Source organism: Serratia sp. Tan611 (genome assembly GCF_905188235.1).
Classification (GTDB): domain Bacteria; phylum Pseudomonadota; class Gammaproteobacteria; order Enterobacterales; family Enterobacteriaceae; genus Serratia_B; species Serratia_B rhizosphaerae.
Genome location: NZ_LR994655.1, coordinates 931,227 through 955,585 on the forward strand (window position 1 = coordinate 931,227; position 24,359 = coordinate 955,585).

Sequence of the window (24,359 nt, forward strand, 5' to 3'; positions counted from 1 at the left end):
AGACAGAGGGCGCTAGCTATTTTGCACGCTCTCCTCCAGCGGCTTGATTGGTGTGACGCGCACCTGTTTAATCATATTGTCCTGCACGTCCAGAATGTCAAAATCATAGTGGCCAATGCGGATGCGGGTGCCGCTTTCCGGAATCTCTTCCAGCTCTTCAAGCAGCAGTCCGTTGATGGTGCGCGCTTCAATGGCCGGCAGGTTCCAGTTGAAGGCCTTGTTCAGCTCCCGCACGTTGGCTGTGCCGTCGATCAGTATGGAACCGTCGCTTTGCGGCGTGACTTCCTCTGCCAGCGTCGGGGACATGGAGGTGGTAAAGTCGCCGACGATCTCTTCCAGGATATCCTCCACCGTGACCAGCCCCTGAATATCACCGTATTCATCAACGACGATGCCCACTTTCTCTTTATTCCGCTGGAATTTGACCAGCTGTACATTCAGCGGCGTGCCTTCCGGTACGTAGTAGATTTCATCGGCGGCGCGCAGCAGATTTTCTTTATTAAACTCGTTCTTTTCCGTCATCAGACGGTAGGCTTCACGCACGCGCAGCATGCCGATGGCGTCGTCCAGCGAATCGCGGTACAGCACGATGCGGCCGTGCGGCGAGTGCGTCAGCTGGCGCATGATGGACTTCCAGTCGTCATTGACGTCAATGCCCATGATCTCATTGCGCGGCACCATGATGTCTTCCACCGTGACCTTCTCCAGATCGAGCACCGAAATCAGCATATCCTGATAGCGGCGTGAAATCTGCGAGTGGGATTCGTTCACGATGGTACGCAGCTCTTCTTTACTGACCGCGTCGCTGATTTGCTGATTCATGCGGATGCCGAACAGCCGCAGCACCATGCTGGTAATGCCGTTAAGCACCCAGACCAGCGGGAACATCACTTTTTGCAGCGGCGCCAGCAGCATGCTGCTGGGGAACGCGATGCGCTCTGGGTACAGGGCGGCAAAGGTTTTCGGCAGCACCTCGGCGAACAGCAGGACGGCGAAGGTGAGTACGCCGGTGGAAATGGCCACGCCCAGATCGCCGTACAGACGCATCCCGACGATGGTCGCCAACGCCGAGGCCAGAATGTTCACCAGGTTGTTGCCGATCAGCACCAGTCCGATCAGGCGGTCAGGCTTTTGCAGCAGCTTCTCTACCCGGCGGGCAGATCGGTTGCCCTGTTTGGAAAGGTGACGAAGACGATAGCGGTTGAGCGTCATCATGCCGGTTTCGGAAGCTGAAAAATAAGCGGAAACCACAATCATGATCACCAGAATGATGATTAGGGTGGCTGTCGAAACGTGCTCCAACGCGAGATTCCTTATATATGGAGAAAGATTGCCTCATGGGTGAATGAGGCATGGCGCGCTCAGCGCACCATGATTTCCTGAATGAGTCGGCTGCCAAAATAGGCCAGCGTGAGTAAGAACGCCCCGGCGAAACTGAACCAGACCACGCGGCGACCGCGCCAGCCTTCATGGTAATGGCCCCACAGCAGAACGATATAGACAAACCATGCCATGATCGACAGCACCGCCTTGTGCACGTTCTCTTTGCTGAACAGATTATCCATATACAGCAGCCCGGTGCACAGGGTCAGCGTCAGCAACACCACGCCGATCTGCGTGATATGAAACATTTTACGTTCAATGCTCATCAGCGGCGGCATATCTGCGCTGAAACTGAGCTTTTTGTTCTTCAGCAGATAATCGAGCCACGCCAGCTGCAGCGCGTACAGCGCGGCGATAATCAACGTGGCGTAGGCGAACAGCGCCAGGCCGATATGCACCATCAGTTCGGGGCTGGCCTCCAGGTGAGTGATAAACTCTCCGGGCAGCAGGCTGGCGAAGGCCAGATTAATCATGGCGAAGCTGTAGACGATCGGCAGCAGGAACCAGCCACGGTTGCGTGAAGCGACAATCGTCATCACGGTGCAGATGATCAGGCTGACGATGGATCCAATATTCAGCAGGCTCAGGTTTTGCCCGGTGCTGACGTCGAATACCCGCTGTTGCAGCGCAATGGCATGGCTGACCAGCGCCACCACGGCGGAAATGATGGCAAGCCGACGGTATGCGCTATTCTGCCGCAACAAGCTGGGAATGATCAGTCCAAGGCTGAGCAGGTAGGCTATCAAAGCCACGATGGAAAATACTGGCATAGCGTTATTTTAGGCATCGGCGTGGTTAATCGAACGGTCAGTATAGCGTTGAGCGCGCCGCACTCCAACCGATCTCCAACGCTGAGGCAGAGATCGTTAACGCTTCGTGTTATAATCGCCGCAATTGTGTCGCCATGGCGGCCTGTCATTACGTTGAGCCTGAGACGATGTTTGAAAATTTAACCGATCGATTATCGCGCACACTGCGCAATATCAGCGGCCGCGGGCGGCTGACAGAAGAGAATATCAAGGAAACCCTGCGCGAAGTGCGCATGGCATTGCTGGAAGCCGACGTGGCGCTGCCGGTGGTGCGGGACTTTATCAATCGCGTGAAAGAGAGCGCGGTCGGTCATGAAGTCAACAAGAGCCTGACGCCGGGGCAGGAGTTCGTCAAAATCGTCAAGGGCGAGCTGATCGCCGCGATGGGCGAGGTGAACACCGAACTGAACCTGGCGGCACAGCCGCCGGCGGTGGTGCTGATGGCGGGCCTGCAGGGCGCCGGTAAAACCACCAGCGTCGGTAAGCTCGGCAAATTCCTGAAAGAGAAACAGAAGAAGAAAGTACTGGTGGTGTCTGCCGACGTTTATCGCCCTGCGGCGATCAAACAGCTGGAGACCCTGGCCGAAAACGTCGGCATCGACTTCTTCCCGTCCGACGCCAAAGACAAGCCGATTGATATCGTCAACCGCGCGCTGCAGCAGGCGAAGCTGAAGTTCTATGACGTGCTGATCGTCGATACCGCCGGCCGTTTGCACGTCGACGAAGCGATGATGGACGAAATCAAACAGGTGCACGCGGCGATTAACCCGGTGGAAACGCTGTTTGTGGTTGACGCCATGACCGGTCAGGACGCCGCCAATACCGCGAAAGCCTTTAATGAAGCGCTGCCGCTGACCGGCGTGGTGCTGACCAAGGTTGACGGCGATGCACGCGGCGGTGCCGCGCTGTCCATTCGTCACATCACCGGCAAACCGATCAAATTCCTGGGCGTCGGCGAGAAAACCGAAGCGCTGGAGCCGTTCCACCCGGATCGCGTTGCCTCGCGCATTCTCGGCATGGGCGACGTGCTGTCGCTGATCGAAGATATCGAGAGCAAGGTTGACCGCGAGCAGGCTGAAAAACTGGCCAGCAAGCTGAAAAAGGGCGACGGCTTCGATTTGACCGACTTCCTGGATCAGCTGAAGCAGATGCGCAATATGGGTGGTATGGCCAGCATGCTGAGCAAACTGCCGGGCGCGGGCCAGCTGCCGGATAACGTCAAATCGCAGATGGACGACAAGGTGCTGGTGCGTATGGAAGCGATCATCAACTCGATGACGCAGAAAGAGCGCGCCAAACCGGAAATCATCAAAGGCTCGCGCAAGCGCCGCATCGCGATGGGTTCCGGCATGCAGGTGCAGGACGTTAACCGTCTACTCAAGCAGTTTGACGAAATGCAGCGCATGATGAAGAAGATGAAAAAGGGCGGCATGGCGAAGATGATGCGCAACATGAAAGGCATGATGCCGCCGGGCTTCCCGGGCCGCTAAGCGTCGCGATCTCCTGGAGATCTCGGCGCTGACCGTATTGCCGCTTGCGGCAAAAAAATGCCCGAAAGTGTGATGGCGCCAAAACGAATTAGCGGTGATCTACGCTTTAGATTGCTTTTTGCGCCAAAATGAGTAAAATTTTCGGGCTTTTTATATTGCAACCGGGCCCCGTCCCTCAATGGGGCCCGGCTGTTTTATTAACTAAAGAGGATGTTATGGTAACAATTCGTTTGGCACGTGGCGGCGCTAAAAAGCGTCCGTTTTATCAAGTAGTAGTGACCGACAGCCGCAACGCTCGTGACGGTCGCTTCATCGAGCGCGTAGGCTTCTTCAACCCGATCGCTTCTGGTCAGGCTGAAGCACTGCGTCTGGACCTGGACCGTATCGAACATTGGGTCGGCCTGGGTGCAACCGTTTCTGATCGCGTTTCTGCGCTGATCAAAGACGCTAAGAAAGCAGCTTAATCTGTCGCGGTGGTGGCAATGAGCAAGCAACATAAACCGCTGGTGCCTGAACAGCCGATTGTACTCGGCAAACTGGGTTCCAGTTACGGCATTCGTGGTTGGCTCAGAGTGTTTTCATCCACCGAAAACGCCGAAAGCATTTTTGACTATCAGCCCTGGTTTATCCAGAAGGCGGGTCAGTGGCAGCACGTTGAGCTTGAGAGCTGGCGTCGTCACAATCAGGATCTGATCGTTAAGGTGAAAGGCATTGACGATCGGGATGAGGCGAATCTGCTGACCAATTGCGAAATTGTCGTGGATTCCAATCAGCTTCCGCAGTTGGAAGAGGATGATTACTACTGGAAAGACCTGATGGGCTGCCAGGTAGTCACCGCCTCCGGCTACGATCTGGGCAAAGTCATCGATATGATGGAAACCGGATCAAACGACGTAATGGTCGTGCGGGCAAACCTGAAAGATGCATTCGGTATGAAGGAAAGGTTGATTCCGTTCCTTCATGGGCAGGTTATCAAGAAAGTCGATCTCGCTGCCAAGGTGATCGAGGCAGATTGGGATCCTGGTTTTTGACCTCCGGATCATGTGGTCGAAGCAAGCGGAATAACGGTACGGAGATTGGCTTGTGTTTATTGGTATTGTAAGCCTGTTTCCTGAAATGTTTCGCGCAATCACCGATTACGGAGTGACTGGCCGGGCAGTAAAGAATGGCCTGCTGAGCGTCCAGTGTTGGAGTCCGCGTGACTTCACCTACGACCGGCATCGTACCGTGGACGATCGCCCATACGGCGGCGGCCCGGGAATGCTGATGATGGTGCAACCTTTACGGGAAGCCATCACGGCTGCGAAGGCAGCGGCAGGCGAGGGTGCAAAGGTGATTTATCTTTCACCTCAGGGGCGCAAGCTGGATCAAACCGGCGTTTGCGAATTGGCGGCCAACCAAAAGATGATTTTGGTGTGTGGCCGCTACGAAGGGATCGATGAGCGCGTGATCCAAACCGAAATTGACGAAGAGTGGTCAATCGGCGATTACGTTCTCAGCGGCGGGGAACTGCCGGCAATGACCCTGATCGACTCTGTCGCCCGATTTATTCCGGGCGTGCTGGGACGTCAGGCGTCAGCAGAAGAAGACTCTTTTGCCGACGGATTGCTGGATTGCCCGCACTATACCCGGCCTGAGGTGTTGGAAGGGATGGAAGTACCGCCGGTTTTACTGTCGGGCAACCATGCCGAGATACGTCGCTGGCGCTTAAAGCAGTCGCTGGGCCGAACCTGGCTTAGAAGACCTGAACTTCTAGAAAGCCTAGCTCTGACTGACGAGCAAGAGGTGTTGCTGGCCGAGTTCCAACGGGAACACCGGGCTTCGCAACAGGACTATGAAGGCAACGTCTAAGACGACGCCGATATATCAGTTTACCTAGGGTAAGAGACATATTATGAGCAACATTATTAAGCAACTTGAACAAGAGCAGATGAAGCAAGACGTACCTGCGTTCCGTCCGGGTGATTCCGTGGAAGTTAAGGTATGGGTCGTTGAAGGTAGCAAAAAACGTCTGCAGGCATTCGAGGGCGTGGTTATCGCTATCCGTAACCGCGGTCTGCACTCTGCATTCACTGTTCGTAAGATTTCCAACGGCGAAGGTGTTGAGCGCGTATTCCAGACTCACTCCCCAGTAATCGACAGCATTACTGTGAAACGTCGTGGTGCCGTTCGTAAAGCCAAACTGTACTACCTGCGTGAGCGTACTGGTAAGGCTGCTCGTATCAAAGAGCGTCTGAACCGCGTCGGCTAACGCTGCATCCGAAAGTTAATAGTGAATAAAGGGTCTGCCTTGCTGGCAGACCCTTTTTTTATTGGCATTTTTTGACGGGACATTACCGGTTTAAGTCTTGTTTGCTGGCCTCGAGCTTACGGTCGTACATCATCTTCAGGTTTTGATAGGTGTACATATGCGTTCGTAAATGACAGTTAAAGGGCCGCCTTTTTAATCGGTGGCGTTACAGGATATATTTTATCCAACTCTCATCCAGCCACGCATATGGACATACTCGTTTCTAACGTTGAGCGGTTCATTTCTGACAAATTCATTTCCCGTTCCGTCGGTATATGTGTTTGTTGTCAAACCTAATTTATAATTCCCGCTATTGTCAGTACCTGTTACGGTAGTGTCATACCACTTGCCAGGTGCATTCATTCCACCCTTATGGCTGTGGTCTGGCAAGTTATGAGCGCTAATGGTCACATTATTACTTCCCCCTGTTGTTAGTGGGTTATACCCTAAAGCCAGAACACGCGTGTCATAGCCTTTAGCGCTTAAATCCTCCCAGCGTTGGCCAGGGAAAGCAGTGTTTGGATTCGTTGTATTCGCAAACAGAACGACAATCCCAATGGGATAGATGGTGTTAAGTGTTTCATTAATTGGTGTGAATTCACCAGCCTTGCTGGTGATTTTTCCGGATATCGTGTTGAATTCCCAGGAACATTTCACACCGCTATCACCTTGCGCATGAATGACTGGATGGGCGTGCATATCTTGCTCCGGTATCAGATAGCCGTAACTGACCGCTGTCGGCCAACCTCTATTTTTTCTCGTACTGCGTCCTTTCACCAATGGTACGTAATGCCCACCAGGAGCTATTTGCCAGTAAAAATCTGGCTGATAAAACGGTGCTTTTGAATTGAGTTGCCCATCATATGCACCGCTGCCCTCAGGGTATTGATCCGGCATCGATTCGTAGTAATTCGCGGCGATCGTGCTTTTTAACTCGAGCGATCCATCCATTGTATCGCCAGATTTTTTCAAATAGCGCCGGTCTATTTCGTCTGCAGCCATTAGCTGTCCGGTTTCCGTACCGACATTACGCATTGCTGCCGTGCCCAGAGCCAGATTGCTGCGGGCTGCCTCTTTGTTTTGCAGGTCGCTCAGATTTGATGCTTTCTTTAATCCTGCATCACTGACCTGTTTCAGCGCTGCCGGTGTTACCGCCTTGCTTTCGCTCGGGCTGTTGGTTGCGTTTGACAACATCACGAAGCCTTTCACCGTGGTGGTGGCGTCAGGATGATTGCGTGAGCCTTCATGCTCCAATATGGCTTTTTCGACAAAGTCCCTGCTTGCCAGCACGGTATCACCACCGGCAATGATCTGGATGGCATTGATGCTGCTGACAACCAGGACCATGCGCAGCGTTTGCGTACGCCCGCTGCCTTCTTCCAGCTTGGGTTTGTAGCTTTCGGCCATATTGCCGACGGCGATCAGTTCGCCCGACTCATCGAACAGCCCCATCTCGCGCAGCCAGAAACCGCCGACGTTTGCCGGGATGATCAGTTCAGCGACAATATGGTTTTGTGACGCATTGGCGATATCCAATGCGTTTAGCGCAGCGCGGTATTGCTCGTTAATCAGCTGTGTCTGTTCTGGCGTTGGTTCGGGCAGTGTGCCATTGCCGTCGCCGACGGCCATGTGTGTAATCTTTAACTGTGTCCCGCCGGCCGTTGCTGCGGCAATTTTTGCCGCGCCGGCAGTGGTCACTATCGCTTTATATTTTGTCATACGGGTTATCTCTATCCGGGGTAAACGGTGGTGACATCACCGTCAATAGCCGCCGCGCCTGTATAGGCATATCCTGTCACGGCTTGTGAAATCGTCAGGCCAATCAAATGCCGGCTTACGGGTTTGGCATCGGCGATCATGCGTTCCATCTCAAGGTACATCTCTTCGCTGATGCCACTTTCCAATACGCCGATATTGAGCCGGAAAGTACCGGGTGGGTCATCGCCGCCGTGCCACCATTCGTCAACGTTAATCAGGTAACCCAGCGGTTCAACCACGCGGCGTATCGCGCCGATCGTTCCTTTATGCCGGTGGACAAAAAAGGATGATGCGATGACGCTGCGTTTTGTCTCCTCCGGCCATGCTTCATCCCAATGATCGACGGAAAAGGCCCAGGCCAAATAAGGCAATAAATTGGCTGGGCAGGTTGCCGGGTTCCATAAATCGCGCAGCGATACCGATATGTGTTCCAGTTCGGCGCAGGCCTGTGCGGCGGCGACTTCGAGCGGTGCTGAACCAACCGGCAGTAGCCGGTTGGTTGCCGGAGTCGGCAGTAAATCGGAGTCAAACGGCAGCATGGTTTACCTCTTGGCCGCAGTCTGCGCCGCTGGGCGTGCCTTGCCCGTGGCTACCGCCGCCGGCACTTGTGGGTTATCACCGCGCTTAACGATGACGCGTGCAACCGACTCATGCGTGGCAAACGTACAGCTGCAGTTGATGTTTTGACATTGGTGATAGCGTTCTTTGGTTGATTCGCTCAGGTAACGACTGGAACGGGTGTGAGCGACGTTACCGCATACTGGACAGTGCATCATAATTAAATTCCTCTAGTGTTTATTCAAACAGTAATATTCATATTACACCTCAATCTTGTAAATACAAGTTTCGAGCTCAAATTTGAGTTCGTGTTTCTGTTGTGTGGTACGTGACGTCATCAAGCATCACCTGTAAGTCCAAGGTGCAGGTGTAGCCGCTGCTGCTCAGGTTGTGAGTGATTGCGTTGATGAGCCATCGCTGACTATCAATCTGTGATTTGAAGCCGCGGACAATGATTGGCGTGTCTGGCACCAGATCTGGACGCCCGATAGCCAGGTTGATGGTGAACTTGGCCAATCCTTGCTGTATTCGTTTGAATACGGCCTCGGCGCCACGCATCGCAGCATTTTTATCCCGAAATAGTTTAGGGATATTGAATACATTGTCTGCAGCACCAAGCAGGTAGTTATTTGGCGATTTCTGAGCGTTTGACGTCGCCGGCGGTGATGCAGAGGCTGTTTTTTGAGCTCCGGGCAATTGACGGTCGAGACGAATTTTTTTACTCGCTTCGTCAGGATTGTCGGTGTTGAGCCAGACGGCGCTGACGCCGGTATAGGCGTTTTTATCCGCAATATTGAAGGTATGCCGATCGCCATCATTGCGGGTAAGAACGCTTATGGGCAGCGGCTGACCGTTGCTGACACCGCCCGCTCCCGGTTTGCTAAATGAAATTTTCTGGAAGCGAATACTCACCTTGGCGCCGTTGAGCGTCGCCAGCCGCACCAGGAACTGCAGGTCTGACTCATTGGTCTGATCGATATGCGGAATGGTTATTGTGCTTATCTCGGCATCTACATTAGGGGCGCGCAGTTGGTTGCGCTCCGATATTTGTTTAATGATGTCTCCCAGCTCGATACCTGAATAAGACTGGCTGCGTAATTGGTTAAGTGAGCGTCTAAAATCAGCGCTGTTAGCCGATATTGTCAGCTGGTCCGGTGCGCCGGTGTGGGTAATGGTGTCAATGACGAATGAGCCATGTCCAAATAACGCCGAACCTTGCCAGCCGATATAAAGTGTTAACAGCGCGCCGCGTCTGGGCATGATGAGCTGGCCGTCGCTATCGTCCAAAGTGATGCTCAGAGAGTCGGCGGCAAAGCCGCTGACGTCTTTCAACGTCAGCGAAATCAGCCGGGGTGCGATTGACGCGGTAATATCCTTGTCGTCCAGCGTGATAATAAAATCAGGGGCAATCTTGCCCCCCATTGGCAGAGAGGTGTCGGTTATCATGAATTAATCCCCGCTGCCTGCTGCGCCTTATCCAGCAACGCTCCGGCTTTGTGTAACACGCCTTCCATCTGCGTACGCAGGTCGCCAAACATGGCGTGCAGAGACTCATCCACGCGTTTCAGCGTGATATCAAAATTGATTTGTCTTGGCTGGCCATCAGGGAACAGCTGCGTACCGGTCTGACTTAATCGTTGAATCACAAACATGCCGTAAATCGTTCCGCTCCCTTCAATCAGCGGCCAGGCGCGCCCCTGATCCGCCATTGCCTGCAAAGCGGCGAGCGAGACGCGGCCTCCCGTCAGTTCCGGCATTAACTGTCCCGCCAGGGTGATGGTTTCGACGTCGGGGCCGAGAAACTGCGAGGTCGCACGTTGGCCCATGCGTTTGTTTTCCGGCCACTGATAGGTGACGTCACGTTTGATGGTTTGGTAGGGGAGAGTACGCAGCATAAATACGTAGATCCCAAGGGTTAGCATCATAGTGTTGGTTCCTTAAATATTGGCGAATTGGGATTGCGCTACACGCTCCTGTTCCCGCTGCTGCTGCTGATTCAGTTGATGATAGATATTCTGTATTTCCTCGCGGTCCATGCCCGGCGTGGTATGGATCGTCACGTTATTGGTCACCGTTCGATGATTGGCCGTGACGGCGGCGCCGGGCGTTAGGGCCGGTTGATAGGCCGTCAACGGGGAACGTGGCGGATTAATTACGGTATCGTGTTCCGATATGGTCGTTGCAGGCGACGGCAGGCTGTTTTCCTGTTTTGCCTCTTTTTTGATTACCCCCACTTTCTCCAGCAACCCGACGACGTAATCGCTGGCAGTTTTCACTAGCGATAGCGGATCGGTTAAGGCTTCAACCAAGGTTTTTCCCAGGGATCTCGCAACGTCTGAAATTTTGTTTAAGCCTTCTTGCGTCATTTTTACCGGAGTAAGGAACTCCTTAATTTTGCCAACCACGAAGCTGAACACCTGACCGATAGGCTCGAAGAGGGTTTTAAACGGCGCCAGCGCCTCAAGAACGCCGTCGATAATGCCGCCGATAAATGCAGAAATCGGCTGCCAATATTTATAAATTACCGCCGCGCCCGCGACGACGGCGGCGATGACAGCGATAATTGGGAGGCCAAGCGCGGCGAATGCGGCGGCGATGGCGCTGCCGACACCGGTGAAAATACCGCCGAGCAGTGCGGCGCCGCTCATCAGCATATTGATGGCGCCGAGGGCCGGAACAATAAAGGTGCCGATGGAACCCAGGCCGCCTAGCAGCACGGATACGGCGCCGGCAACGGTTATCAGCGTTGCGGTCAGATCCGGATTATTGGTAACCCACTGCTGTAGCGTATCCAGCCACTTGGTCGCCGTTTGCGTCAGTGCCCGCAGCGCGGTGTTCTGTCCGTCAAAAAGGTTGATACGAATGCGGTCCCAGCTGGCGAACAGCTTTTGGATATCGCCGTCCAGGTTGTCGCCACGTACCGTCACGATGGCCTGAGCGGCGCCCGCGACGTTGCCCAGCTGTTTGTCGGCCGGAGCCAGCTGCGCCGCCGTTTGCTCCAGGCCAGTCCCTCGGCTGAGCGCGTCGGGCGCCGCCGATAACAGCTGTTTGTTCAGATCCGTCAGGGGAAGTGCATAACTGTTACTGGCTTTGGCCATGACGTCGGCGATGTTGTTGGCCTGATCGACGGGCAGCTTAAAGGCCTGTTGCACGCCGGTGAGTGCTTTTACCGCATCTTTAATGCTGCTGCCGCTCGCCTTGGCCAAATTCAACGCGGCCGGCGTGGCGGCCAGCACGGCTTCGGCGTCATAACCGCTGTTTGCCAGCGCCGCCTGCGCCTGCTGTATATCGGCTGGCGTATTCGCGCCGTTTTGTCGTTGGCTGGCCTGCTGCTGTAGCGCCAGCAAGTGAGGATCGTTTTGCTTTAATCCCAACCGTGCCTGCAGAGCGGAAAGCTGCTGCTCGAATTGCGCGCCGGGCGTGAACAACTGCTTACCGCCGGCAAACAGCTGATTGCTGATTGCGGCGGCAGGTTCGGTAAATTTGCCCAGCGCATCAATACGGCCCTGACGACGGTCGTGATTGGCAAAAATTTGCGCACGATGTTGCTGGCGCAGGCGGCTTTGTTCAGCTTTGTTGGCGCCCAGAGATGCCTGCGCATTATTCAGATGCTGGCTTTGCTGTTGCTGCGCCTCGTCCAGCCGTGCGGTGTTGAAACCTTTTTTTTCGAGCTTTTTACTTAACTGCCCCTTTTGGAAAGCGAGGAGTTTACGGTGTGCCCGTTGGAGCACGTCGTCGAAGTTTAATTGTTGGACGGTTTGAATATCCTCGATAGAGGAAATCGCGGCGGGCAGCGATGTACGCACCGCCCGGTTGTTATTTAACTGTTGCTGAATATCGTCAGTCTGACGCTTCAGTGCCGCCAACTTTTTCAGCTGTGCGAGCTGTCGTTGCGCATAGTGGACCTGTTTGGTCGACAGGATCACATTACGATTGGCGGTCTTGATGGTGCTATCGTTGACTGCCTGTTGATTACTCATTGGTCTCTGCTCCACTACGTTGAAGGGCACGGCGACGCCAGTCGATCAACTCCCCCAGCCCCATACCGTTCATCTCTGATGGCGGCCAGTGAAAAATCACTGCGATATCCGCCATCAGATCGTCCACGGTCAGCGCCGGGTCGATGCTTACTCCGCCGACTTCGGCGCTAAAAAACCGATCACCATGCCTGCCAGCGCGATCAGATCCGGCAGTTCCAGACGGGCGCACTCTTCTTTGGTCAGGTTCGGATAGGTGACGCGCGGTAAAATGGTGATCAGCGCATCCACGTCGGCATTGGCCAGCGCAGCCAGGCCGATGCCGCGCAGGCTGCCGGCGTTGGGCTTGGTGACCATGACTTCGCTAATTTCGCTGTCGCCGCGTTTGATTGGGGTATCGAGTACGACGCTGGTATCCTGAGAGGTGATCATTTCCATTGTTTTTTCCTTAACTGTGTTGGCTATGGGGTAAAGCGGCCAGCGTACGGCTGGCCGTGGGTATAACGATTACAGGCCGATGGCCTTGCGGTGTGCGGCCAGCCGGTCGACGCCGTCCACTTTCTCGATCATGTTGACGGTATCGATCTCAATCAGCTCTTTGCCGTCGATGCTCAGCTTGAAGTAGGTACAGTCGGTCGAAACCTTGGTTTCCGTATCTTCGCCTTGCTTGAAGTCGCCGCTGTCGATCTCTTTGTGGCGGCCGCGCATCACCACTTCCAGCGCGGAAACGTCGCCGCTGTCATCGCGTTGGAACGAGCCGGTGAAACGCAGCGGAACTGCATCGACCTGACCCCATTGCTTCAGCACCAGTTCATCGATACCGCCCATAGTCCATTCGACCACCAGCGCATCGTCGTCCAGGCCAAAGTCGACCGATGCCGCGCCGTTCATGCCGCCGCCGCGGTATTTCTCCAGCTTGCGGGTCAGTTTTGGCAGGGTCAGCGAGGAAACCACGCCCATATAGTTGAAGCCGTCGTTAAACAGGTTCAGGTATTTCAATTTCTTTGGTAATGCCATTTTGTTGTTCTCCTTAGCCGTTTACGGATGCGGCGAAGTTCGCCAGGTAGCGGTCGGTGATGCGTTGACGCAGGGTGAGGTCTTCCAGCGGCGGCACAGGGGTGTAGTCATAATCGATAAACAGCTTGCCGGCTTTCAGGGTTTCCTGATCGTTGGCGCTTTCGTCGTACCAGCAGTCGCCGTCGATAATCAGACCGGCGGATTTCAGTTCGCGGAATTTGGCTTTGATGCCGTCGATCATGTCGCGGATCAGCGTTGGCGTCAGGGGGCGATCCACCGCCCACAGATGCGCTTCGGCCATGGTGTCCGCCAGAACCTGCGCGGTGCGGGTGTAGTTTTCAAACTGGAAGAGCGGATCGTCGGCGCAGGTGCGCGAACCCCAGAATTTGAAGCCATCTTTGCGGATCAGCGTGGTCACGCAGGCTTCATTCAACAGGTCGGCATCGGTGCCGGCAGTTTGCAGATCCCAGAATACGCTGGCGGAAATACCGCTGACGCCGTTAACGCCGACGTTGGACAGCGACTTATGCCAGCCTGTCTCCTGGTCGATTTTGGCGCGCAGGCCGAGCGCATGGGCGGTCGCGTAGGCAATATCGCTGCTGTTGGTGGCGGTGTTCCAACTGACGAAGTCAGGCCAAATCAGCATCAGTTCACGCTGGCTGAAGTTTTTACGGTAGGCAATGGCTTCCGTAACGGTTTTGCAGCCGTAAGCGCTGATGTAGCCGAAGGCGCGCAGCTGCTGGCAAATGGTTGCCAGCGCCGTTGCTACCTGCAGGTTATCGAGGCCGGGTACGCCGAGAATACGTGGTTTTACGCCCAGTTCGGCCTGTGCCGCCAGCAGGGCCTTCATGCCGGTGTATTTGCCGCTCTCATCGGCACCGCCGATGATATTGGTGGTGGTTTCCGCTTCGTCCTGACCTTCGGCGACACGTACGACCACGGTGACCGGTTTGGCCTGTTCGGCGATGGCCAGCAGCGCGGCGGACAGCGTGCCTTTTTTACCGGCTTTGCCGCTGGCGGCCAGTACGTCGGTGATCAGCACCGGTTGGTTAAGTGGGAAAACGCTGGTATCGGCATCTTCTGCGGTACAAACCATGCCGATGACCGCCGTTGAGACGGTAGAAATTACGCGAGTGCCTTCATTGATTTCAAGGACACGTACGCCGTGGTGATAGTCACCCATAGTATTACTCCGTTTGTTGGTTGGTAGGAGTAGGATGCGCTTCTCAAGGCGGGCGTGCACGTCATTGGGTATGTACTAAATCTGACACAACATCAGGAAAAATAAGATAAAAAAACGCCCCAAAGGGGCGTGTCAGTAGGTGGTATAGAGGTGGAAAAAGTAATTATTCATCCGACCCCCCGATTTTCAGTACGTAGCTGTTGCAGTAAGAAGCCTGAGTTTTGTCCAGCACGATGTCGTTTTTCGGGCTGGCCAGCTCGACGCGCTGTACCCCTTCGGCATGCAGGGCGGCGTAAATGGCCGACAGGCGGATATCGCGTCCCAGACGGTGCTGGGCGCTGATGTATTTTTTGAGTTTGGCTTCGGCCGCCTGACGAATCGGCTCGGCTTCCGGGCCGGGATACAGGTATAGCGTCGCGTCGATGGCGTAACTGACAATATCGGCGGAGCGCACCGTCACGCGGTCGGCGACCGGTCGCACGTCTTCGTCGTTCAGCGCGCGTTCGACAACGGCCAGCAGATCGTCGCTGGCGGTGCCGTCGCCTTCACGGGACAACACGGCGATAACGACGGTTGCCGGGCTGGGGCTGGTGGCGGAAACGTCGGCGATGCGCCCGTCCGCCGAGCGGCCGTGATATTCATAGGATCCGCTGGATCCCGCCACGCTCAATCCTTCAAATGCCTGCTGGATGCGAACGCGGAAATCGCTGTCGGACTCCATAATCGCCGGCACCGGCGGCACGACGCTGTTATCGGGTTTTTGCACCACTAAGCGCTCAACCTGGAAATTGGCGCCGATCTGATCTAGATCGCTGCCGGTGGCGTAGCCGAGCATTACCGCCTGTGCCGCTTCATTTACGCGTTGGCGCAAAATCATCTCGCGGTAGGCGTTTTCCTGCAGCAGTTTGACCAGCGGTTCCGATTCCAGCGCCAGGGTGCGGGCAATGGCGTCGCGTTGATCTTCGGGGTAAAGGGCGATCAGCCTGGCCTTACGTTCGGCCAGTAAACTTTCGTAATTTAACGGTTCCACCACCGTCGGGGCGGGCAATAAACTCAAATCAATCGTAGGCATAGCGTTAGCTCACTGAAACTGAAAGGGAAAAATTATCCGGGGTGTCGGTACGACTGCCGGTCAGGTCGACCACCATTTTTCCGTCGAAGGTGGTGTTGACCGCGATCTCGGTCAGACGGATCCTTGGTTCCCACTGCAGCAGGGCGCTGTAACAGGCGGCCATGATTTGCAGGCGCAGCGCATCGTTTTGCGGTTGATCCAGCAGTGCGGAAAGCAGCGATCCGTACTGGCGACGCATCACGCGTGAACCTATCGGGGTGACCAGAATGTCGCTCACCGACTGGCGAATATGTTCGATATCGTTAATGGCGCGGCCGGAGTTGCGGCCCATGCCAATATATTTTGCGTTGTTCATAAGGGTTTATCCGTTTGGCCTCCGCCGTTTTGTACGCCGCCGTGGGTGTGGGTATGCACCACAATGCCGTTAGACGTGATGCTGCCGCCGGAGTGGGTGACATCACCGGTCATTGAACCGCCCTGACGGACGGCGAGTGAACCGGTAACCAGGTGCTGGGTGCACTCCACTTCCGGGGCATCCAGGGTGATTTTGCTGCTGGCGCGGCAGACGATATTGGCGGCGCTGACCGTCGCCGTCTCCGTCGCCTCCAGCGTGGCGCTTTTCATGCCGCTGGCTTTCAAAGCGCCTTGCGCTGGCTCGTACTCAATGACTGCGCCGTCGGCAAAGGTAATATGCAGCGCCTCGGCCGAATGCGACGGCGGCGGGAAGGCATTGGAAAAAATGCCGGGTAGCACGAAAGCGGTATCCAACTCGCCGCCCAGCGACAGCACCAGCACCTGTTCGCCAAGGCTCGGCGCCCACCAGCTGCGGGCGCTGCCGGCACGGCTGGTCATCCAACACAGCCAGTCGGTATGATTGCCGCCGGTCCTCACGCGGCAGCGTCCGCGTTCGAGATCGATGTCGCTGACGGTGCCAATGCGGATTAGGTTGCGCACCAGGCGCTGAATATCAGGGTTATATGTGTTCATGTGGTTACCATGCCGGTAAGAGAAAAGGGCGGCAACGCGGCGGGATTTGACGGCTGACAGCACAACAAAACCCGCCGCCTGCCCGGGGTTAAGAGCGTTGCCAGTGGCTGATCAACTCCCCATGCAGGTAGACGTCGGTAAAACGCAAAACGTCTTGCGGCTCCGGCGGTTCCGGCAGCGGCGTGATATGCAACGTCTCCTCACGCTGTTCCACCAAGATCCGTTCGGTGAGCTGCAACTGAATGTCGAGCTGGCCGTGCGCTTCGTCGTGCAGGGCAAAAGCAAAATCACCGTTGCGTTTTTCCACGTTAGCCAGCAGATCCGGCTGGTGGCTGCGCAGCCATGCCAATAGGGTGACCATCACCAGCTCGCAGTCGGCCGCGCGATCGGCCAGCGTTAACTTCAACGAGTAGCGGTATTCAAATGACAACGATGGGCCTGGCGTGGCGACGACGCGGCCGTCCGTCAGTTTCATCGTCAGTTTTTCCGGCTGGGCCTGTAGGTCCGGTAACGCCTTGAATAAGGCGTCACGCAGCTGGTCGGGTTTTAACATCGTGTTCCTCCTGACACTGTTTAATCGCTTCTATCTGTAATGCGCACTGTATGAGCGCATGCTCAAGCTGGCGGATGTCGGCGCTGAGATCGCCGTTGGTGGCGAGGTGATTACCGGGAATGGGGCAACTGCTGACTTTCGGACAGCCAGCGTAGGTAATCTCCGGGCCTGGCGAAGGCGGGGCGCTGCTGCAGCCGGATAACATCATCAGGCAACCCAGTGCGATACCAGTCGCGCAATTTCTTGTTTTCATTGAGTAACTCCTGTAATCGTTTTTCTCGCTGCAGCGTTAAATCCTGCGCGCTGCTCAGCGCCTGACGCAGCGCCAGTTCAGCGCGTTCACGCCGTTGGCGCTGTTGTTTCAGTTGGTTGATCTGGGCATCGCGTGTCGTTAGCGTGGCCTGCGCCTCGCCAAGGCGTTGCTGTTGATGCGCCAGCGTTTGTTGCAGACGCTGGTTCTGCCACTGCGACGCCGCGAGCAGGGTCAATAGCAGCGCGCCAAGGCTGAGCAGCCAGCGATTCATGGCGACACCCCCTGCAAACACAGCGCACGTTCGGCCTGACGACGACGCTCCAGTCCTTTGCTCTTTACGCCGTTGACGTATACCCAGCGCGGCAGTTGATCGCAGGCTTGTTGCCAGCGACGTTGTTTAATGAAACCGGCCAACGTAGAGCGGCAGGCGGCGCCGACGCCGATGTTAAAGGCAAAAGCGCTGACCGCGTCGTAAACCGGCTGCGGCATATCCACACTCATACAGCGCGCGATGCCTTTTTCCACATTGCGTACGTCGTCCAGCAGGTTGGCTGCCGCCTGACGCTCGGTGATCGCCGTATTGGGTTTCACGCCCGCGGTATGGCCGATGCCGTTGGTCCAGACGTTGGCGCTGCACTGGTAGGGGGACAGTTGGCAACCTTCGAAGTCGGCGATCAGGCGCAGTCCCCGTTCGGAGGTATGCAGTTGGCCAAACTGCGGCAGAGTAGCGGCCAGCGCCAAAATGGCGACGGCGCTGCAGCGTTTAAGGAGTGGGTTCATCGTATTTCCCCCGTTTGAGAATTTTCTTTCTGAGCGATTTCAGTAACTGGTAGCTCTTATGGCGGTAGTACCAGTTCACCGCAAAGGTGCCTACGCCTACCGCAGCGCCGACCATCATGGCGATGTCTTCCGTCGAGTGACGGCCGAACCAGGCCAGGCAGGCGGCGATAAGGTAGGAAAGTGTTGAGGTAAATTTTTCCATCGTTTAGTCCCACAGTTTCACCGTTTCCCGCCTGGCGGCGGCGTTGAGTTCGGGCATTTCTACCGGGCAGCCGTGCGGCAGCAGCGCTCCGTATGCCGCCAGCCCGCGATTGGCGCGATAAACCTGTTCCACCACGTTTTCTGTGCTGCCGTAATAGCGCCAGCACATCGCGTCAATGGTGTCGCCTTGTTGTGCATAAATTTTCATCATTACCATCCTGCGATGCGGTTGTTGGTTGAGGACGCGGGGAGTGCGCCCGGTTAGCAGTAGTTTCCTGATGACGGCCTGCCGCCACAATGCAATAGGGTTGTGGTCGTTGTGGCACAACGGATCGGGATAAATCCCCGGAAGGCGGATAAAAAAATACCCGCCGGATGGCGGGTAAAAATCGGTATTAAGAAGCGGGGGGCGGTGCTAGCGGGAGTGTTGCTGGTCTGCCGGATAGTAGACGGCTTGGTAGTCGTGCTCGGGGAGTTCCTGAGCGGCCAGATCGGAAATCAGTGACAGTGCGATCAGGTATTCGGACGGACTGCACTGGGCTGCCTGTGATACATCGGCGATGAACTGGATGCGTGACAGTGTTAGTTGTTGTTTATCCGTAATTTCCACCGTGTTTGCCCTCGCTTAAATATACTGTGTATTTATACAGTATTAAGCAAAACGCTAAATGGGTCAATGGTTCTCGACGCCATTTATTGGTATGGCCGAGCGGCACAAACGGACAAGCCTGGCAGGATAACGTCGGCTCGGCCCGTAGAGGGCGGCGTTGTTTGCTGCTATGCCTTGTGCGTCTGGGAAGGGGGAAATGTCATAAGTTTTTTATTTTTCTCGCAAATTCAAGTTTTGTATTTTTCCCTTAATTATCATTGTGAAGTAGGTGCATCACGTAATTTTTCAGTGCTGAGCAATGTTTGTGGCAGGTATCGGCATTTGTATTTTCGGCGACTATATTGCATCATTTAACCATAGGTTAAATAGCAGGCGAGCCTGGCGTTAATAACGAATCCTATGTGCGTTAAGTCGAAAAGTACGGCTTGCTTCTGCAAGTTTTAATGATGACCGGGGAAAATATGGCTGAAGATACTGTGAATGGGCGGGCTGCGGCGCATGGTAAGGCGTTGTATGAGCGCGTACTGGCGTCCGGCGGCAAGGGCGTGCTGCGTAGGATTCTGGATGCCTATGGTTTCAGCTTGCAGAAGGAGCTGGGGGATTTACTGGGTATTTCATCCGGCACCATGAGCACCTGGGTGCGCCGTAATTACTTCCCGGGGGATATTGTGGTGACCTGCGCGTTGGATACCGGCGTTTCTCTGCAGTGGCTGGCTACCGGGCAGGGGGAAATGCGCGCGTCCGATCCGCAGGATATGGTGCCGCCAGCACGTGCCGTGCCGCTGTATCGACTGATTGCCGGCCAGCTGAAAGATGGCGGTGAATGGCTGGCCGATCGAACGTTGATTCCATCAACGGCCGAGCAGCCCGCATACGTGGACGGTGGGCGTGTAGCCTGGCTGGTGGATTTGTCGGTAACGAACATTGCCAACGGACGCTGGCTGCTCGATATCGACGGCAACCTGGACGTATATGATATTGCCCGTTTGCCGGGCAATCAGCTGCAGGTCAGCGGCAACGGGACAGATTTTCAGTGCAGTACCGATGCCGTAAAAGCGCTGGGTATGGTGTGGCTGACCTTGACGCCGCAGGCGTAAACGGCCCGTGTCGGGCCGCAGCATCCTCTTACAGCAGGGTCGTAACCAGCAGGTAGCCGGTTACGCAGGCGGATGAAACGCCAATCAGCCCCGGCAGGATAAAACTGTGGTTGATGATAAATTTCCCGATGCGCGTCGTTCCTGAGCGGTCGAAGCCGATACAGGCCAGATCGCTGGGGTAGGTCGGCAATACGAAGTAACCATAGGCCGCCGGGAAAAAAGCCAGCAGCATTTTCGGTTCGACGCCCAGCTGCAGCGCCATTGGCGCAACTGCGGTCAGCGCGGCGGCCTGGCTGTTAACCAGTTTCGATACCAGAAACAGCACAATGGCGTAAGTCCAGGGCTGGCTTTTAACCACGTCTTCAAGCAGCAGTTTTAAATCTCCCATATGCGCCTGGAAGAAGGTGTCGCTCATCCAGGCGACGCCGAATACCGAGAAAATGGCGACCATACCCGCCTTGAACACCGCGCCGTTGGCGATATCGCCTGGCTTGACCTTACAGCCGATCAGCATGACGGCGCCGGCAATCAGCATCATCATTTGAATTACCAGGTTCATCGATAGCGGCTTCATCACGCCTTTGACGGCGAAGGCCGGACGCAGTTCAGAGAAGGCACCGAGCAAGACCACGACGGCGATTGCGGCAAAAAAGATCAGGGTTGATGCATAGGCAGATTTGGCAAAACGCTGATCCAGCAGGGTTTCGCCGGCGCCGTAAATATAGGCGCGCTGCTCAGGATCGCTGATACGCGCCTGAAAATCGGCGTCGTGCTCCAGATCTTTACCGCGGCGCAGGCTCCAGAGCGCCGCGATCAGCACGCCAACCAAAGACGAGGGAATGGAAACCGCCAGGATTTCCACCAGGGAGTAGGCGCGGCCGATACCGTGCCCGGCGGCGATAATCGATACCAGAGACACGACGGCGACGGAAACCGGCGAGGCGGTGATGGCCATTTGTGAGGCGACCGAGGCCACGGCCATCGGGCGTTCCGGGCGGATGCCTTTTTTCAGCGCGATATCGCCGATGATCGGGAACATGGTGTATACCACGTGGCCGGTACCGCACAGAAATGTCAGCATCCAGGTGGTGAACGGCGCGAGTAGCGTAATATGCTGAGGGTGCCGGCGCAGAAGACGTTCGGCATATTGCATCAATACGTTCAGTCCTCCGGCGGTTTGCAGTACCGAGGCACAGCCGATTACCGCCAGAATGGTCAGCATCACATCAATAGGCGGCTTGCCCGGCTGCAGCCCAAAGACAAAGCACAGCACAAAGATACCGACACCGCTGATTAATCCCAGCCCCATACCGCCATAGCGCGTGCCGACCAATAAACAAGCAATGATGATGCCGAATTCCAGAGTTATCATGCGGGTTCCTTCGCTGAAAAAGAGAGGCCGGCTTATTACCTTTGCCGCCGACGTTAGCGTTGACCGCAAGCTAACCGGAAAGAGGTATTGGCCGTTTCTGCCATCATTCATGAATTGCGCAGACATAACCCTGAGATAGCTCAATGTTTATAAGGGAATCGCGTGATTCTTATCAGTGTAGTAATGCGTAATTATTGAAAATCAACGGGTTGTTGTTTGTGGCGCCAGTGTTTTTACATTGTCTGAAATGGCCTGGCGGGGCTATGGCATTTAAGTGCCGTCTGGGCGCCGGTCTTAGAAATTATGTAATGTTTTATTTACACTGCGGTGTTTTTATTCTTGTGTAATGTCATTTGTTGTTTTATTTTGTTTGGTTATTTTATTGTTATTTATGGTTTTTTAATTGATTCCTTCATGCTGACCTGCGTGGTAATTTTTTATTTACACATAATGGATTGAAAACTTTACAATGCGTGATAAGGTAGTCCTCGAAACGCTCAATGTTTTACTTCATTTATGCATAACGGCAAACGACAGGACATATCACCATGCAAAAAGACGCGCTCAACAACGTGCACATCAGTGCAGAACAGGTTTTGATTACGCCGGAAGAACTGAAGAATCAATTCCCGCTCAGCGTGGCGGATGAGGCCCAAATCGCCACGGCGCGCAAAACCATCGCCGATATTCTGCAGGGGCGCGACCCCCGTCTGCTGGTGGTCTGCGGGCCGTGTTCTATCCATGATCCTGATGCGGCGCTGGACTACGCCCGTCGTTTGCAAGCACTGGCGGCCGACTTGAGCGATCGGCTGTATATCGTTATGCGCGTCTATTTTGAGAAACCGAGAACCACCGTCGGCTGGAAAGGCCTGATCAACGATCCTCATATGAACGGTTCGTTTGATGTTGAAGCCGGTTTGCACATTGCACGTCGTCTGCTGTTGGATCTGGTGGAAATGGGATTACCGCTGGCGACCGAAGCGCTGGATCCGAATAGCCCGCAATACCTGGGCGATCTGTTCAGCTGGTCGGCGATTGGCGCACGCACCACCGAATCTCAGACCCACCGTGAAATGGCCTCTGGCCTGTCGATGCCGGTCGGCTTTAAGAATGGCACTGACGGCAGCCTGAGTACGGCCATTAACGCCATGCGCGCTGCGGCAATGCCGCACCGCTTTGTCGGCATCAATCAGGCCGGACAGGTGTGCCTGCTGCAGACGCAGGGCAACCCGGACGGCCATGTGATTTTGCGCGGCGGCAAAACGCCGAACTACGGCCCGGAAGACGTCGCCGCCTGTGAAAAACAGATGCGCGATGCGGGACTCCGCCCGTCCCTGATGATAGATTGCAGTCACGGCAACTCAAATAAAGATTACCGTCGTCAGCCTGCGGTTGCCGCTTCCGTGGTTGAGCAGATTAACGCGGGCAACCGCTCAATTACCGGCATTATGCTGGAGAGCAACCTGCATGAAGGCAATCAGTCCTCCGAACAACCGCGCGCGGAGATGCGCTACGGCGTGTCCGTGACCGATGCCTGCATTGACTGGGAAAGCACGGAAACGCTGCTGCGTGATATGCATCAGCAATTGGGCGCCGCGCTGATGGCCCGCACTGGAGAGTAGCAAGTTATGGTGGCTGAACTGACCGCATTACGCGATCAAATCGACGAGGTGGATAAGGCGCTGTTGGATCTGCTGGCAAAGCGCCTGCATCTGGTGGCGGAAGTGGGAGAAGTAAAAAGCCGCTACGGCTTGCCGGTCTATGTTCCCGAGCGGGAGGCGGCCATGCTGGCGTCACGCCGGCAGGAGGCGGAAACGCTCGGCGTACCGCCGGATTTGATTGAGGATATTTTGCGCCGCGTGATGCGTGAATCCTATACCAGCGAAAACGACAAAGGCTTTAAAACGCTGTGTCCGCAGCTGCGGCCTATCGTGATTATCGGCGGTAACGGGCAGATGGGGCGTTTGTTCAACCGCCTGCTGACGCTGTCCGGCTATCAGGTCAACGTGCTGGATCAGCAGGACTGGCCGCAGGCGGAAAGCCTGCTCAGCGATGCCGGGATGGTGATCGTCAGCGTGCCGATCCACGTAACGGAGCAGGTGATTGGCCGTCTGCCCAAGCTGCCGGATGACTGTATTCTGGTGGATTTGGCCTCGGTGAAAAATCCGCCGCTGCAGGCGATGCTGACGGCGCATAGCGGGCCGGTATTGGGATTGCACCCGATGTTCGGGCCGGATGTCGGCAGCGTAGCCAAGCAGGTGGTGGTGTACTGCGACGGCCGTCAGCCGGAGGCGTACCAGTGGCTGCTGGAACAGCTGCAGGTCTGGGGCGCCAGACTGCACCGCATCAGCGCGGTGGAGCACGACCAAAATATGGCGTTTATTCAGGCGCTGCGTCACTTCGCCACCTTTGCTTACGGACTACATCTGGCAGAAGAGAATGTGCAACTGGAGCAGTTGCTGGCGCTGTCATCACCGATTTATCGCCTGGAACTGGCGATGGTAGGGCGGCTGTTTGCGCAGGATCCGCAGCTGTACGCTGACATTATTATGTCTTCAGGCGACAACCTGCAGCTGATTAAACGCTACTACACCCGGTTTGGCGAGGCGATCAAACTGCTGGAGCAGGGCGATAAACAGGCGTTTATCGACAGTTTCCGCAAGGTTGAGCACTGGTTTGGCGATTACGCCCAGCGTTTCCTGGTTGAGAGCCGCTCACTGCTGCGTCAGGCGAACGACAGCCGTCGCTAAACATCTTGGTGAAAGAACAAGGTCTGGCATTCGCCAGACCTTTTTTATCCCTGCATGAACACCACCTCCTATGGAGGTGGTCAGCAACAGGTTTTGGCTTTGCCTTATTGTCTTTGGAATTAAATCGTTCAGAACAGGCAGAGACTAATTGTAGGGCTTTTAGTACGCCCCTCTGGGGCGAAATCAATGCCACCTGCTAAGCAGGTGGTTTTTTACGCG

At 55.5% G+C, this 24,359-nt stretch carries 31 protein-coding genes; 8 read left to right on the forward strand and 23 right to left on the reverse strand.

All coding sequences use genetic code 11. The features are described from left to right. Positions 1-12: 12 nt before the first annotated feature. The gene (locus tag TAN611_RS04275; RefSeq protein ID WP_203067319.1) at positions 13-1,302 is read right to left on the reverse strand and encodes an HlyC/CorC family transporter; all 1,290 of its coding nucleotides are present in this window, start codon (positions 1,300-1,302) and stop codon (positions 13-15) included. Between the two features lie 59 nt (positions 1,303-1,361). Next, a complete protein-coding gene (locus TAN611_RS04280; RefSeq protein WP_015671002.1) occupies positions 1,362-2,153 on the reverse strand; it encodes an inner membrane protein YpjD in 792 nt (263 codons plus the stop codon). 167 nt (positions 2,154-2,320) lie between these two features. On the opposite strand from TAN611_RS04280, the gene ffh reads away from it, so the two are divergent. The 5 genes from ffh (at position 2,321) to rplS (ending at position 5,933) form a co-directional block, all read left to right on the forward strand. Then, a complete protein-coding gene (gene ffh / locus TAN611_RS04285) occupies positions 2,321-3,682 on the forward strand; it encodes a signal recognition particle protein (RefSeq protein WP_105229849.1) in 1,362 nt (453 codons plus the stop codon). Between the two features lie 215 nt (positions 3,683-3,897). Then, a complete protein-coding gene (gene rpsP / locus TAN611_RS04290; RefSeq protein WP_004712517.1) occupies positions 3,898-4,146 on the forward strand; it encodes a 30S ribosomal protein S16 in 249 nt (82 codons plus the stop codon). 18 nt (positions 4,147-4,164) lie between these two features. Beyond that, positions 4,165-4,713: a ribosome maturation factor RimM gene (gene rimM, locus TAN611_RS04295; RefSeq protein WP_105229851.1), complete on the forward strand. Its 549-nt coding sequence runs from the start codon at positions 4,165-4,167 to the stop codon at positions 4,711-4,713. 52 nt (positions 4,714-4,765) lie between these two features. Continuing rightward, positions 4,766-5,533 carry a tRNA (guanosine(37)-N1)-methyltransferase TrmD gene (gene trmD, locus TAN611_RS04300; protein ID WP_105229852.1) on the forward strand — a complete coding sequence of 256 codons (768 nt, stop codon included), beginning with the start codon at positions 4,766-4,768 and terminating at the stop codon, positions 5,531-5,533. A gap of 43 nt (positions 5,534-5,576) precedes the next feature. Then, the gene (gene rplS, locus TAN611_RS04305) at positions 5,577-5,933 is read left to right on the forward strand and encodes a 50S ribosomal protein L19 (protein ID WP_004932484.1); all 357 of its coding nucleotides are present in this window, start codon (positions 5,577-5,579) and stop codon (positions 5,931-5,933) included. 219 nt (positions 5,934-6,152) lie between these two features. Here the strand turns inward: rplS and TAN611_RS04310 are convergent, their stop codons facing one another. The 20 genes from TAN611_RS04310 to TAN611_RS04400 form a co-directional block, all read right to left on the reverse strand. Next, entirely contained in the window at positions 6,153-7,691 is a 1,539-nt protein-coding gene (locus tag TAN611_RS04310) for a phage tail protein (protein ID WP_203067320.1), read from the reverse strand. Positions 7,692-7,702: 11 nt separating this feature from the next. Further along, positions 7,703-8,269, reverse strand: coding sequence for a phage tail protein I (locus TAN611_RS04315; protein ID WP_105229855.1), 567 nt, complete (start codon positions 8,267-8,269; stop codon positions 7,703-7,705). 3 nt (positions 8,270-8,272) lie between these two features. Continuing rightward, the gene (locus TAN611_RS04320; RefSeq protein WP_105229856.1) at positions 8,273-8,506 is read right to left on the reverse strand and encodes an ogr/Delta-like zinc finger family protein; all 234 of its coding nucleotides are present in this window, start codon (positions 8,504-8,506) and stop codon (positions 8,273-8,275) included. Between the two features lie 76 nt (positions 8,507-8,582). Then, positions 8,583-9,734: a contractile injection system protein, VgrG/Pvc8 family gene (locus TAN611_RS04325; RefSeq protein WP_203067321.1), complete on the reverse strand. Its 1,152-nt coding sequence runs from the start codon at positions 9,732-9,734 to the stop codon at positions 8,583-8,585. Next, positions 9,731-10,213, reverse strand: a complete 483-nt coding sequence (locus TAN611_RS04330; protein WP_203067322.1) for a phage tail protein — start codon at positions 10,211-10,213, stop codon at positions 9,731-9,733. Before TAN611_RS04330 ends, TAN611_RS04325 begins: the two co-directional genes overlap by 4 nt. Positions 10,214-10,225: 12 nt before the next feature. Next, a complete protein-coding gene (locus TAN611_RS04335; RefSeq protein ID WP_203067323.1) occupies positions 10,226-12,268 on the reverse strand; it encodes a phage tail tape measure protein in 2,043 nt (680 codons plus the stop codon). Further along, the gene (locus TAN611_RS04340) at positions 12,261-12,395 is read right to left on the reverse strand and encodes a GpE family phage tail protein (RefSeq protein ID WP_105229860.1); all 135 of its coding nucleotides are present in this window, start codon (positions 12,393-12,395) and stop codon (positions 12,261-12,263) included. The genes TAN611_RS04335 and TAN611_RS04340 overlap by 8 nt, the downstream gene beginning before the upstream one ends. Before the next feature lie 20 nt (positions 12,396-12,415). Beyond that, positions 12,416-12,703 carry a phage tail assembly protein gene (locus tag TAN611_RS04345; protein WP_105229861.1) on the reverse strand — a complete coding sequence of 96 codons (288 nt, stop codon included), beginning with the start codon at positions 12,701-12,703 and terminating at the stop codon, positions 12,416-12,418. A 69-nt stretch (positions 12,704-12,772) separates the two neighbouring features. Next, positions 12,773-13,282, reverse strand: coding sequence for a phage major tail tube protein (locus tag TAN611_RS04350; protein ID WP_203067324.1), 510 nt, complete (start codon positions 13,280-13,282; stop codon positions 12,773-12,775). A 13-nt stretch (positions 13,283-13,295) separates the two neighbouring features. Continuing rightward, positions 13,296-14,465: a phage tail sheath protein gene (locus tag TAN611_RS04355; protein ID WP_203067325.1), complete on the reverse strand. Its 1,170-nt coding sequence runs from the start codon at positions 14,463-14,465 to the stop codon at positions 13,296-13,298. A gap of 163 nt (positions 14,466-14,628) precedes the next feature. After that, positions 14,629-15,537 (reverse strand): baseplate assembly protein, encoded by a 909-nt coding sequence (locus tag TAN611_RS04360; RefSeq protein WP_187043594.1) that lies wholly within the window; start codon positions 15,535-15,537, stop codon positions 14,629-14,631. Positions 15,538-15,541: 4 nt separating this feature from the next. After that, positions 15,542-15,892, reverse strand: a complete 351-nt coding sequence (locus TAN611_RS04365) for a GPW/gp25 family protein (protein ID WP_105229864.1) — start codon at positions 15,890-15,892, stop codon at positions 15,542-15,544. After that, entirely contained in the window at positions 15,889-16,524 is a 636-nt protein-coding gene (locus TAN611_RS04370; protein WP_105229865.1) for a phage baseplate assembly protein V, read from the reverse strand. Before TAN611_RS04370 ends, TAN611_RS04365 begins: the two co-directional genes overlap by 4 nt. 88 nt (positions 16,525-16,612) lie before the next feature. Next, positions 16,613-17,077: a phage tail protein gene (locus tag TAN611_RS04375; RefSeq protein WP_203067326.1), complete on the reverse strand. Its 465-nt coding sequence runs from the start codon at positions 17,075-17,077 to the stop codon at positions 16,613-16,615. Beyond that, a complete protein-coding gene (gene lysC / locus TAN611_RS23455) occupies positions 17,052-17,285 on the reverse strand; it encodes an Rz1-like lysis system protein LysC (RefSeq protein WP_105229867.1) in 234 nt (77 codons plus the stop codon). Before lysC ends, TAN611_RS04375 begins: the two co-directional genes overlap by 26 nt. Continuing rightward, complete coding sequence (lysB, locus tag TAN611_RS04380; protein WP_105229868.1) at positions 17,188-17,601, reverse strand: Rz-like lysis system protein LysB; 414 nt, start codon at positions 17,599-17,601, stop codon at positions 17,188-17,190. Before lysB ends, lysC begins: the two co-directional genes overlap by 98 nt. Beyond that, positions 17,598-18,110: a lysozyme gene (locus TAN611_RS04385; RefSeq protein ID WP_203067327.1), complete on the reverse strand. Its 513-nt coding sequence runs from the start codon at positions 18,108-18,110 to the stop codon at positions 17,598-17,600. Before TAN611_RS04385 ends, lysB begins: the two co-directional genes overlap by 4 nt. Next, complete coding sequence (locus tag TAN611_RS04390) at positions 18,094-18,312, reverse strand: HP1 family phage holin (RefSeq protein WP_105229870.1); 219 nt, start codon at positions 18,310-18,312, stop codon at positions 18,094-18,096. The genes TAN611_RS04385 and TAN611_RS04390 overlap by 17 nt, the downstream gene beginning before the upstream one ends. A gap of 3 nt (positions 18,313-18,315) precedes the next feature. After that, a complete protein-coding gene (locus tag TAN611_RS04395) occupies positions 18,316-18,519 on the reverse strand; it encodes a tail protein X (RefSeq protein ID WP_105229871.1) in 204 nt (67 codons plus the stop codon). 207 nt (positions 18,520-18,726) lie between these two features. Beyond that, a complete protein-coding gene (locus tag TAN611_RS04400) occupies positions 18,727-18,921 on the reverse strand; it encodes a hypothetical protein (RefSeq protein WP_105229872.1) in 195 nt (64 codons plus the stop codon). Between the two features lie 461 nt (positions 18,922-19,382). Between TAN611_RS04400 and TAN611_RS04405 the strand changes: the two genes are divergently transcribed. Beyond that, the gene (locus TAN611_RS04405) at positions 19,383-20,018 is read left to right on the forward strand and encodes a phage repressor protein CI (RefSeq protein ID WP_370576239.1); all 636 of its coding nucleotides are present in this window, start codon (positions 19,383-19,385) and stop codon (positions 20,016-20,018) included. Between the two features lie 28 nt (positions 20,019-20,046). Here the strand turns inward: TAN611_RS04405 and TAN611_RS04410 are convergent, their stop codons facing one another. Continuing rightward, on the reverse strand, positions 20,047-21,390 hold the full coding sequence (locus TAN611_RS04410) for an anaerobic C4-dicarboxylate transporter (RefSeq protein ID WP_187043592.1): 1,344 nt from the start codon (positions 21,388-21,390) through the stop codon (positions 20,047-20,049). 548 nt (positions 21,391-21,938) lie between these two features. Between TAN611_RS04410 and TAN611_RS04415 the strand changes: the two genes are divergently transcribed. Then, the gene (locus TAN611_RS04415) at positions 21,939-23,012 is read left to right on the forward strand and encodes a 3-deoxy-7-phosphoheptulonate synthase (RefSeq protein WP_105229874.1); all 1,074 of its coding nucleotides are present in this window, start codon (positions 21,939-21,941) and stop codon (positions 23,010-23,012) included. A gap of 6 nt (positions 23,013-23,018) precedes the next feature. Then, entirely contained in the window at positions 23,019-24,140 is a 1,122-nt protein-coding gene (gene tyrA, locus TAN611_RS04420) for a bifunctional chorismate mutase/prephenate dehydrogenase (RefSeq protein ID WP_105229875.1), read from the forward strand. The last annotated feature ends 219 nt before the right edge of the window (positions 24,141-24,359 follow it).

Bases quoted from the DNA above. Each gene is read 5' to 3' on its own strand.
- TAN611_RS04280 (WP_015671002.1), bottom strand. From the start codon at position 2,153: ATGCCAGTATTTTCCATCGTGGCTTTGATAGCCTACCTGCTCAGCCTT.
- ffh (WP_105229849.1), top strand. From the start codon at position 2,321: ATGTTTGAAAATTTAACCGATCGATTATCGCGCACACTGCGCAATATC.
- rpsP (WP_004712517.1), top strand. From the start codon at position 3,898: ATGGTAACAATTCGTTTGGCACGTGGCGGCGCTAAAAAGCGTCCGTTT.
- rimM (WP_105229851.1), top strand. From the start codon at position 4,165: ATGAGCAAGCAACATAAACCGCTGGTGCCTGAACAGCCGATTGTACTC.
- rplS (WP_004932484.1), top strand. From the start codon at position 5,577: ATGAGCAACATTATTAAGCAACTTGAACAAGAGCAGATGAAGCAAGAC.
- TAN611_RS04310 (WP_203067320.1), bottom strand. From the start codon at position 7,691: ATGACAAAATATAAAGCGATAGTGACCACTGCCGGCGCGGCAAAAATT.
- TAN611_RS04315 (WP_105229855.1), bottom strand. From the start codon at position 8,269: ATGCTGCCGTTTGACTCCGATTTACTGCCGACTCCGGCAACCAACCGG.
- TAN611_RS04320 (WP_105229856.1), bottom strand. From the start codon at position 8,506: ATGATGCACTGTCCAGTATGCGGTAACGTCGCTCACACCCGTTCCAGT.
- TAN611_RS04325 (WP_203067321.1), bottom strand. From the start codon at position 9,734: ATGATAACCGACACCTCTCTGCCAATGGGGGGCAAGATTGCCCCTGAT.
- TAN611_RS04330 (WP_203067322.1), bottom strand. From the start codon at position 10,213: ATGATGCTAACCCTTGGGATCTACGTATTTATGCTGCGTACTCTCCCC.
- TAN611_RS04335 (WP_203067323.1), bottom strand. From the start codon at position 12,268: ATGAGTAATCAACAGGCAGTCAACGATAGCACCATCAAGACCGCCAAT.
- TAN611_RS04345 (WP_105229861.1), bottom strand. From the start codon at position 12,703: ATGGAAATGATCACCTCTCAGGATACCAGCGTCGTACTCGATACCCCA.
- TAN611_RS04350 (WP_203067324.1), bottom strand. From the start codon at position 13,282: ATGGCATTACCAAAGAAATTGAAATACCTGAACCTGTTTAACGACGGC.
- TAN611_RS04355 (WP_203067325.1), bottom strand. From the start codon at position 14,465: ATGGGTGACTATCACCACGGCGTACGTGTCCTTGAAATCAATGAAGGC.
- TAN611_RS04360 (WP_187043594.1), bottom strand. From the start codon at position 15,537: ATGCCTACGATTGATTTGAGTTTATTGCCCGCCCCGACGGTGGTGGAA.
- TAN611_RS04365 (WP_105229864.1), bottom strand. From the start codon at position 15,892: ATGAACAACGCAAAATATATTGGCATGGGCCGCAACTCCGGCCGCGCC.
- TAN611_RS04370 (WP_105229865.1), bottom strand. From the start codon at position 16,524: ATGAACACATATAACCCTGATATTCAGCGCCTGGTGCGCAACCTAATC.
- TAN611_RS04375 (WP_203067326.1), bottom strand. From the start codon at position 17,077: ATGTTAAAACCCGACCAGCTGCGTGACGCCTTATTCAAGGCGTTACCG.
- lysC (WP_105229867.1), bottom strand. From the start codon at position 17,285: ATGATGTTATCCGGCTGCAGCAGCGCCCCGCCTTCGCCAGGCCCGGAG.
- lysB (WP_105229868.1), bottom strand. From the start codon at position 17,601: ATGAATCGCTGGCTGCTCAGCCTTGGCGCGCTGCTATTGACCCTGCTC.
- TAN611_RS04385 (WP_203067327.1), bottom strand. From the start codon at position 18,110: ATGAACCCACTCCTTAAACGCTGCAGCGCCGTCGCCATTTTGGCGCTG.
- TAN611_RS04390 (WP_105229870.1), bottom strand. From the start codon at position 18,312: ATGGAAAAATTTACCTCAACACTTTCCTACCTTATCGCCGCCTGCCTG.
- TAN611_RS04395 (WP_105229871.1), bottom strand. From the start codon at position 18,519: ATGAAAATTTATGCACAACAAGGCGACACCATTGACGCGATGTGCTGG.
- TAN611_RS04405 (WP_370576239.1), top strand. From the start codon at position 19,383: ATGGCTGAAGATACTGTGAATGGGCGGGCTGCGGCGCATGGTAAGGCG.
- TAN611_RS04410 (WP_187043592.1), bottom strand. From the start codon at position 21,390: ATGATAACTCTGGAATTCGGCATCATCATTGCTTGTTTATTGGTCGGC.
- TAN611_RS04415 (WP_105229874.1), top strand. From the start codon at position 21,939: ATGCAAAAAGACGCGCTCAACAACGTGCACATCAGTGCAGAACAGGTT.
- tyrA (WP_105229875.1), top strand. From the start codon at position 23,019: ATGGTGGCTGAACTGACCGCATTACGCGATCAAATCGACGAGGTGGAT.